Source organism: Burkholderia sp. Ac-20384, from assembly GCF_017104605.1.
Taxonomy (GTDB): domain Bacteria; phylum Pseudomonadota; class Gammaproteobacteria; order Burkholderiales; family Burkholderiaceae; genus Burkholderia; species Burkholderia lata.
Genome location: NZ_JAAGPE010000352.1, coordinates 1 through 8,727, shown reverse-complemented (window position 1 = coordinate 8,727; position 8,727 = coordinate 1). Strand labels below are relative to the sequence as shown.

The window sequence follows — 8,727 nt, the reverse complement described above, 5'->3', positions numbered from 1 at the left end:
GCGCCGAACGGCGGCCCGATCAGCGGCCGGAACGCCACACGCAGGAAGCCGCGCAGCGATGCGGCCGTGAGGGCCTCCAGCCGGCCGGCGGGCGGCGCGACCACCACGTCGCGCGCCGGTGCGACCGACTCGGGCAACGGATGCGTGAAGCGGTACGCGGACATCCCGGTGAAGCGCGTGATCCACCGGTAGGTCAACGTGAAGCCCGGCCAGTTCGTGCTGTTGTGCCCCGACGCATCGACGTACCAGCTCTTGCAGCTGTTCCACACCGATCCTTCGAGCCGCTGCTGCACATGCACGTTGAAGCGCCGGTAGCGGCGCGCGTCGACGTCGATCTCGCGCGCACCGTCGCGCCGCATCGTGCGCAGGCAGCGCATCACGTGCGCGATCTGGCTTTCGAGCATGTAGACGATCGAGTTGTGGCCGAGATTGGTGTTCGGGCCGTACAGCATGAAGAAGTTCGGAAAACCGGGCACGGTGAGCCCGAGATACGCCTGCGCGCCGCGCCGCCATGCATCGTTCAGGTCGAGCCCGTCGCGGCCCGTGATGCGCATCGGCGACAGGAACTCGGTTGCCGCGAACCCCGTGCCGTACACGATCGCATCGACCGGATGGTGCACGCCGTCGACGGTCTCGATGCCGTGCTCCGTGACGCGCCGGATCCGCTGCGTGACGAGCTCGACGTTGTCGCGGCTCATCGCGGCGAGGTACTCGCTCGACAACAGGATGCGCTTGCAGCCGATCGGGTAGTCGGGCGTGAGTTGCGCGCGCAACGCGGGGTCCGGCACGTCGCGCGCGAGCAGCTTGTGGAACGGCCGGCCGACCGCGACCTTCATCAATTTATGCAGGCGCGTGAACGCGATTGCGCGCGATTCGTAGCGCAGGTAGATCGACGCGCGATGCAGCTTCATCGCCCACGGCAGCCGGCGGAACAGCGCTTTTTCCCACGGGCGGTACGCGCGGTCGGGGCGCGGCATCACGTAGGCCGGCGAACGCTGGAATACGACCAGGCGCTTCACGTCGCCCGCGATCGCCGGGACGAACTGGATCGCCGATGCGCCGGTACCCACGACCGCCACGCGCTTGGCCGTAAGCGAATAGTCGTGATCCCAGTGCGCGGAGTGGAAGGCGCGGCCGCGAAACGAGTCGATGCCGGGCAGGTCGGGCATCGCGGGGCGGCTCAACTGCCCGGTGCCGCTGACGAGCACGGCGGCGCTGAGCGTCGTGCCGTCGGCGAGCGTGACGCGCCACAGCGCAGCGGCTTCGTCGTAGCGTGCATGCGCGACTTCGGCGCCGAAGCGCAGGTAGCGCGCGAGGCCGTACTTGCGCGCGCAATGCTGCAGGTACGCATGGATTTCGGGCTGCGGCGCGAACACGCGCGACCACGCCGGATTGGGCTCGAACGAGAACGAGTACAGGTGCGAGGGCACGTCGCAGGCGGCGCCCGGGTAGCTGTTGTCGCGCCACACGCCGCCGACGTCGTGCGAGCGTTCGACGATCGCGAAATCGTGGATGCCCGCACGTTGCAGCGCGATCGCCATGCCGATGCCGGCGAAGCCGGCGCCGATGATGATCGCCGCAAGCGGGGCGGCGGATTCGGCGGTGCGAGAAGTATCAGGCGACAACATGGCGGGTTTCCTCAGGCTGGATGGCATCGCGCGCGGCGCACCTGGCAGGAACGATGTCGCGATTCGTCGAAGTGTCGGTGCCGTCGTCCTGCGGCTGCGCGGTCGTGCGACACACGCCCCGGATCATGTCGACGGCCTTCTCGGCGATCATGATCGTCGGCGCGTTGGTGTTGCCGCCGATGAGCGTCGGCATGATCGACGCATCGACGATGCGCAGCCCCTGCAGGCCGCGCACGCGCAGTTGCGGATCGACGACGGCGAGTGCGTCGTGCCCCATCCGGCACGTGCCGACCGGGTGATACACGGTGTCGGTGCGCCGCCGCAGCACGTCGCGGATTTCATCGTCGGTGTTGACGTTCGCGGTGAACAGGTCGCGCGTGGTCCAGCCCGCGAGTGCCGGCGCTTCCATCAGCCGGCGTGTGAGGCGGAAGCCCGCAACCATGTCGTCGAGGTCACGCGGATCGTCGAAGAACGCGGGATCGATGCGCGGCGCGGCGAGCGGATCGGCGCTGTTGAGCGTGACCGAGCCGCGGCTGCGCGGCCGCAGCAGGCACACGTGGCACGACAGTCCGTGGCCGGCATGCAGCTTGCGCGCGTGATCGTCGACGAGCGCGACGACGAAATGCAGCTGGATGTCCGGCGCGTCGAGCTCGGCGCGCGTCTTCAGGAAGCCGCCGCCTTCCGCGAAATTCGACGTCAGCATGCCGCGCCGTTCGCGGCGAAAGCGCGCCAGCTCGCGCAGCATGCGCAGGCCGCCGCCTGCGGACACGCCCATCGTGTCGACGCTGCGCGTGCGGTAGCCGAAGATGAAATCAGGATGATCCTGCAGGTTGAGGCCGACACCGGGCAGGTCGGCGTGCACGGCGATGCCCTGTTGCTGGAGCGCGCGGCCCGGGCCGACGCCCGACAGCATCAGCAACTGCGGTGTTTGCAATGCGCCAGCCGCGAGCACGACTTCACGCCGTGCGCGCAGCGTGCGTACCTCGCCGTGCTGCCGCACCTCGACGCCGATCGCGCGCGTGCCGTCGAACAGGATGCGCAGCACCTGCGCGTGCGTCTCGACCGTCAGGTTGTCGCGGCGGCCGACGTGCGGCAGCAGGTACGCGCGCGCCGCGCTCCACCGCTCGCCGTGCTTCTGCGTGACCTGGTAGATGCCGATGCCTTCCTGTTGCGCGCCGTTGAAATCGTCGGTGAGCGGCAGGCCGGCCTGCTGCGCGGCTTCCAGGTAGCGCGCATGGAACGGGTTGCCGGTGCGCAGGTCGCTCACCCACAGCGGGCCGTCGCGGCCGTGCCACGCATCGTCGAAGCGCTCGTTGTGCTCGCTCAGGCGGAAGTACGGCAGCACGTCGTCGTAGCGCCAGCCTTCGTTGCCGAGCGCGGCCCAGCCGTCGTAGTCGACGCGATGGCCGCGGATATAGACCATCGCGTTGATGGCCGACGAACCGCCCAGCACCTTGCCGCGCGGCTGGTAGCCGATGCGCCCGCCGAGGCCCAGCTGCGGCACCGTGTCGAAGGCCCAGTTGTTGATGCGGGTCGGCATCATCGCGACCGCACCGGTCGGCACGTTGACGAGCGTGCCGTCGCCGCGGCCGCCGGCCTCGAGCACGCAGACGGTCACGGCCGGGTCCTCGGTCAGCCGCCCGGCGACGACGCTGCCGCCCGAACCGCCGCCGACGACGATGTAGTCGAAAGTCTTGCTCATGGATGTGTCCTCTGACGGTCGATGGATCAAGCGGGGCGCGGCAGCGCGCACTGGCTGCCGGCGAGCGGCAGGCGGGTCGCGAGTGGCGGGGCGGGGTCGCGGACGCATGCGGCGAGTGTGGTGAATTCGGCGCGCTGGCGTGTGAAGCGGGCTGCGGGATCGGTCGGGCGACTCGGTCGCATGGTGTCTCCTCCGGAGGGCGATGGCGTCGTTCGGATGACGACTGGATGACGCCGATGGTGCTGGCCGCATGGGAAAACACCAATGCTGCTTCGGGACAATTGTTTTAGTATTTGGGCCAAATCGGCGCTTCGAGGGTTTCTCCGCATGAGCTTCTGGGATTTCACCCGGAGTCCGGCCAGCGCCCGGCTGCTGGTCGATTTCGGCGACGAACGCGGCGTGCCGCACGCGACGCTGCTGGCCGGCACGGGGCTCGCGGACGCGCAACTCGACGATCCGAAGGTCGAGGTGACGGCCGCGCAGGAACTGCGGTTGACCGGCAACCTGCTGCGCGCGCTCGGGCGCGCGCCGGGCCTCGGGTTCGAGGTCGGCCAGCGCTATCACTTCTCCGCCTACGGCGTGTGGGGCTACGGGCTGATCGCGAGCGCGACCGCGCGCGATGCGCTGGCGTTGGCGCTGCGTTTCCTGCCGCTCACCTATGCGTTCACGGTGATCACGTACCGGGAGGAAGACGGGACGTGCGTGCTCGGGTTCGGCGCGCCGGAACTCGACGGCACGCTGAGCCGGTTCGTCGTCGAGCGCGACATGATGGCCGCGACCGTGCTGCTGCAGGAAATCGGCGGCGACGCATTCGCGTTGTCGCGTTTCACGGTGCAGGCGGCGCGCACGCCTTCCATGGCGGTGCCGCGCATCGCCGGCGTCGAACCCGTGTTCTCGGCGCGCGCGAACAGCCTCGCATTCGACCGCGTGTTTCTCGACCGGCTGCTGCCGCACGCGAATCCGCTGACGGTATCGATGTGCGAGCAGATGTGCGGCCAGCTGCTCGAAGCGCGGCGTGCGCGCGTGGGCACGTCGGAGATGGTGCGCCAGTACCTGACCGCGACGCCCGGCTCCGCGCCGTTCTCGCTCGAGGACATGGCGCGCCTGATGAACACGAGCCCGCGCACGCTCAAGCGCCGGCTGCAGGAGGAGGGCACGACGTTCCGGGCGCTGCTCGCGCAGGCGCGCGGCGCGATGGCCGAGACGCTGCTCGGCGACGCGCGCCTGTCGCTCGCGGAAGTGGCGGAGCGGCTCGGCTTCAGCGACCTGTCGAGTTTCTCGCAGGCATTCAAGCGCTGGTACGGCGTGCCGCCGGGCGCGTATCGCAGCGCGGCGCAACGGGACAGCGGCCGTTCCTGAATCACGGTACGATCGCCCGCATGCCTGCCGACATTCCAATCACGAGAGACTCCGCATGATCACGATTCGCCCGATGACCGACGACGATTTCCCGCGCTTCTGGCCGACGTACCACGCCATCGTCGCCGCTCAGGAAACCTATGCATTCGATGCGGCGCCGACCCAGGAAGCGGCGCGCGCACTGTGGCTCGATGCGCCGCTGTGCACGTGGATTGCCGAAGAGGACGGCGTGGTCCTTGGCTCGTACTACCTGAAGGCGAACGCGGGCGGCCCCGGCAGTCACGTGAGCAACTGCGGCTACATGGTGAGCGAGGCGGCGCGTGGCCGCGGTGTCGCGCGCCTGATGTGCGAGCACTCGCAGCAGGTCGCGCGCGAGCGCGGTTTCCTCGCGATGCAGTTCAACTCGGTGGTGTCGACGAACGAGGTGGCGGTCGCGCTGTGGCAGAAGTTGGGATTTGAAATCGTCGGCCGGCTGCCGCGTGCGTATCGTCATGCGCGGCTCGGCTTCGTCGACTGCTTCGTGATGTACAAGTGGCTCGGCGACCCGGCGGCCGCCGAAGCCTGAGCGCGCAGCCGCTTCGTCAGACGGCGAACGCGCCGTCGAATACGATCCGGTCGTCGAGCGCGAGCGTGCCGCGCGCGAAGATCAGGTCGAGATGGTGGCTGCCGTTCTCTCCACCGCCGAGCCCGAGGTGCAGGCCCGGATGGCGTTCCTCGAACCCGGCGTTGCGGCCGTACAGCCCGCGAATCCCGAGGTTCGTGCCGATGCCGAATTCCTCGATCCGCCGGTGATTCGCATGCCGGTCGAGATACGTCGAGAAATCGCGCCGGAAACCTTCGTGGTCGGTGTCGAACCCGACGATCGTGCTGTTCTCGACCTGTAGTGTGGCCAGTTGCTCAGCCACCTTGTACTTGATCGCGAACGGCACGGTGCCGAGAAACGTGCCGCTGAAGACGACCGAGCCGTTGAGATCCGTGACGTGCGTGGCGATCTCGCCGGGCACGACGTCGAGGTTGCCCATTCCGTCTACGCTCGTCCATTTCTGGTCCGGCGCGAGCGAGCCCGTCAGCGTGTTGCCGGCTTCGTCGATGAAGCGGATCTGCGATGCGCGTGCGGCCGCGTCGATCAGCCGGCCGTTGCGTGCCGCGATGTCGTCGAGCGATTCGGCGAACGCTTCGTCGAGATGCGGGCCGTAATCCTTGAACAGTACCGACTTGCTCCAGTGCTCGACGATCGCAGGGCGGATCGCGGCGAGGAACGGCGGCCCGCTCGGCGATGGCGTCGGCAGGCACGACGAGTCGTACAGCAGCACGAACAGATCGGCGCGATCGAGCGCGGCGGCAATATCGGCGGGCGGGGTGCTTTCGAGGCAGAGTGTGGTCGCGTCGAGCGAATCGGGCAGGGCGGAAAACGCGCGCAATGCGATGTCGCGGTTGCGGGTGTCATGGCCGACCAGCAGTTTTCCCGATTCGCCGCGCGCCAGCTTGTCGCGCAGCGCGGGGTGGAAGCCCAGCGCGCGATGCAGGTTCAGCATGCGTGTCTCCGGAAGCGGCGGAAGGGCCGCAGCCCTTCCGCGAGAACGGGTGGCCCGCTCAGACCGGCCAGAGCGCGGTGCCGAACGGCACCACGGCGTCTTCGACCATCATGTCGACGGCCTCGGGGTGCGTGTCTTCCTGCATCCAGTCAAGCAATTCGATCTGCTGGGTGTCCTGCATGTCAATTCTCCTGTGGTGAACATGAGTGATTCAACATGAAAGCGCGGCTAAAAAGTTGCCACTCCTCATCACACATTTCGTGAATGCGCGGCGAGTGGCGTTGATATTAGTCTGACGAATTTGCGAATGCAATGCGTTGCAAGGTTTTTAGCCGAGGCATGCTAAACACGGGGGATTGGCGGGTCGCGTGCCGTAAAACACGGACAAAGCGAATGACGGATTCGCTATCATTTTTTCAATGACATGAATCTGAAGCGACGCATTGCGTTCGGCGATTTTTTATCGGAAATTCAATCGCCGCGATCGATGACGTTCGCGGCGACCATGCATGCGCGCGAGCGCATTGTCGGTCATCGGCGGCGCGTCAGCGGCCCGACGCGCGAGTCAACCGAGCAACGCCTTGCCGAGCGGCTTGGCCGGCTCGGACCGCAGCACCAGCGACGTCGTGACCGCGCCGAAGCGGGCAATCGCATCGATGATGGTTTCCAGTTGTCCCGGTGTCGGCACCAGGACCTTCAGCAGGAAGCAATCCTCGCCGGTCATCCGGTGGACCTCGATGACGTGCGGCATCTCGGCGAACGCGCGCAGCGCAGGCTTGATGTGTTCATGCGTGGTTTTCAGCCGGATGATGGCCATCATCCCCAACCCGAGCGCGGCCGGGTCGATCCGTGCACCGTAGCCCGCGATGATGCCGCGCTCTTCCAGCCGCTTGACGCGCTCCGACGTGGCCGGTTGCGACAGCCCGATGCGCCGGCCGACTTCGGAAAGCGGCATCCGCGCATTTTCCTGAAGCGCCTCGAGGATCGAAAGATCCAGGCGATCGAGTTCTCCGTTCGACATGTCCGCTTTCCCGCTCCGTTAATTCATCGGCATATTGTCTCAATATCCGATGATTTGCCATTCCCGGCTGCTTTCCGGCAGGCCAGACTGCGAGCTCGCTTATTCATGGAGACGGAGATGGACCAGACGATCGTGATCGTGCCGGGGATCGGCAACTCGGGACCGGATCATTGGCAGAGCCACTGGGAGGCCGCGCTTCCGGGTGCCATCCGCATCGCGCCTGCGTCATGGGATGCACCCGACCTGCGTGACTGGATGGCGGCGCTCGATGAAGCCGTCGCGCAAGCCGCGACGCCGCCGGTGTTGATCTGTCATTCGCTGGGTTGCCTGCTGTTCGCGCACTGGCGTGCGGCGTCGACGCGGGTCGTGCGCGCTGCATGGCTCGTGGCGGTGCCCGATCCGGGCGGCCCGCGTTTTCCGGATGCGGCCAGAGCGTTCGCGCAGGTGCCGGAGGGCGATTTCGGCGGCTTGCCGGTGCTGGCGATTGCCAGTTCGGATGACGGGTACGATCCGTCGGGACGCGGCATTGCGTGGGCAAGCGAGCGTGGTGCGACGCCGTTGCTGCTCGGCCCGCGCGGCCATCTGAATACGGAAGCGGGATTGGCGGAATGGCCCGAGGGACGCGCCTTGTTCACCGCCTTCATGACGGGATTGCGGGGGTAGCGTCGGCAAGTGGCCCGACGTGCTCCCGCGATGGCCGGCAGCAGGCGATGCATGGGTGATCCCGCTGCTGAGGCCGGCTGCCTGTTGACGACGCATGCCTGCCCGCGACGGCTCAAGTATGATCGGTCGACAGAATCGGAAGCCTCGACAGTCGGGATTGGCGCGTGCGGAACACCGGTTCCGCCGTCACGACCTGCCGCGGCTTCGAACGAAACAGGAGACATGCGATGCGCGCAGCGCCGCAACCGGAGCATGCCGGCCCGTCGCGGCCGGACACCGGCGCGACCGGCACCTACCCCGACCGTGACCCCAATCGCATGGCTGCATGGCGGCTCGCGATCTGCCTGTCGCTCGGCAGCGCGATCGCGCTTGGCCTCGCGCGCTTTTCGTATGCGCTGCTGCTGCCGCCGATGAAGGCCGATCTCGGCTGGACGTTCGCGCAGGCCGGCGCGCTGAACACGGCAAACGCGGCCGGCTACCTGATCGGTGCACTCGCGTTTCCGTTGCTGTCGCGGCGCTGGCGAGCAGGCTCGCTGCTGGCGGCCGGCTGCGTGCTGACCGCGTTGCTGATGGCCGCGTGCGGGGTCACGTCCGGCATGCATGCGCTGCTCGTGCAGCGGCTCGCGACCGGCGTCGGCAGCGCGCTGATCTTCATCAGCGGCGGCGTGCTGGCTGCGCGGCTCGCGTCGGCGTCGCCGCGCGATGCGGGGTTGCTGCTCGGGCTCTACTACGGCGGTACGGGATGGGGCATCGTCGCATCGTCGCTGCTCGTTCCCGCGACGCTCTCACACGGCGTACCCGGCTGGCAGCCTGCGTGGA

10 protein-coding genes are annotated in these 8,727 nt (G+C 67.7%); 4 read left to right on the top strand and 6 right to left on the bottom strand.

The window, feature by feature from the left end; all coding sequences use genetic code 11:
• From G3O00_RS36815 to G3O00_RS36805, 3 genes are all read right to left on the bottom strand, one after another.
• A partial coding sequence (locus G3O00_RS36815) for an NAD(P)/FAD-dependent oxidoreductase (protein ID WP_206145950.1) occupies positions 1 to 1,628 on the bottom strand: 1,628 nt, incomplete at its 3' end.
• Complete coding sequence (locus G3O00_RS36810) at positions 1,615 to 3,330, bottom strand: GMC family oxidoreductase N-terminal domain-containing protein (protein ID WP_206145949.1); 1,716 nt, start codon at positions 3,328 to 3,330, stop codon at positions 1,615 to 1,617. The genes G3O00_RS36810 and G3O00_RS36815, both read right to left, overlap by 14 nt.
• Before the next feature lie 26 nt (positions 3,331 to 3,356).
• The gene (locus tag G3O00_RS36805) at positions 3,357 to 3,512 is read right to left on the bottom strand and encodes a hypothetical protein (RefSeq protein ID WP_206145948.1); all 156 of its coding nucleotides are present in this window, start codon (positions 3,510 to 3,512) and stop codon (positions 3,357 to 3,359) included.
• 145 nt (positions 3,513 to 3,657) lie between these two features.
• Here G3O00_RS36805 and G3O00_RS36800 point away from each other — a divergent pair, with 145 nt between their 5' ends.
• A complete protein-coding gene (locus G3O00_RS36800) occupies positions 3,658 to 4,689 on the top strand; it encodes an AraC family transcriptional regulator (protein WP_174934404.1) in 1,032 nt (343 codons plus the stop codon).
• A gap of 55 nt (positions 4,690 to 4,744) precedes the next feature.
• Positions 4,745 to 5,254 (top strand): N-acetyltransferase, encoded by a 510-nt coding sequence (locus G3O00_RS36795; RefSeq protein ID WP_206145947.1) that lies wholly within the window; start codon positions 4,745 to 4,747, stop codon positions 5,252 to 5,254.
• A 16-nt stretch (positions 5,255 to 5,270) separates the two neighbouring features.
• Here G3O00_RS36795 and G3O00_RS36790 read toward each other — a convergent pair whose 3' ends face one another.
• The 3 genes from G3O00_RS36790 to G3O00_RS36785 form a co-directional block, all read right to left on the bottom strand.
• Positions 5,271 to 6,224 (bottom strand): leucyl aminopeptidase, encoded by a 954-nt coding sequence (locus G3O00_RS36790; RefSeq protein ID WP_206145946.1) that lies wholly within the window; start codon positions 6,222 to 6,224, stop codon positions 5,271 to 5,273.
• A 58-nt stretch (positions 6,225 to 6,282) separates the two neighbouring features.
• Positions 6,283 to 6,405, bottom strand: coding sequence for a hypothetical protein (locus G3O00_RS43995; protein ID WP_006766865.1), 123 nt, complete (start codon positions 6,403 to 6,405; stop codon positions 6,283 to 6,285).
• A gap of 384 nt (positions 6,406 to 6,789) precedes the next feature.
• Positions 6,790 to 7,245: an Lrp/AsnC family transcriptional regulator gene (locus G3O00_RS36785; RefSeq protein ID WP_011356102.1), complete on the bottom strand. Its 456-nt coding sequence runs from the start codon at positions 7,243 to 7,245 to the stop codon at positions 6,790 to 6,792.
• A 117-nt stretch (positions 7,246 to 7,362) separates the two neighbouring features.
• Here G3O00_RS36785 and G3O00_RS36780 point away from each other — a divergent pair, with 117 nt between their 5' ends.
• Together G3O00_RS36780 and G3O00_RS36775 are read left to right on the top strand one after the other, a co-directional pair.
• Positions 7,363 to 7,908, top strand: coding sequence for an alpha/beta hydrolase (locus G3O00_RS36780; protein WP_206145945.1), 546 nt, complete (start codon positions 7,363 to 7,365; stop codon positions 7,906 to 7,908).
• A 227-nt stretch (positions 7,909 to 8,135) separates the two neighbouring features.
• Positions 8,136 to 8,727: YbfB/YjiJ family MFS transporter (locus G3O00_RS36775; protein WP_206145944.1), on the top strand; the 592-nt coding region annotated here is incomplete at its 3' end.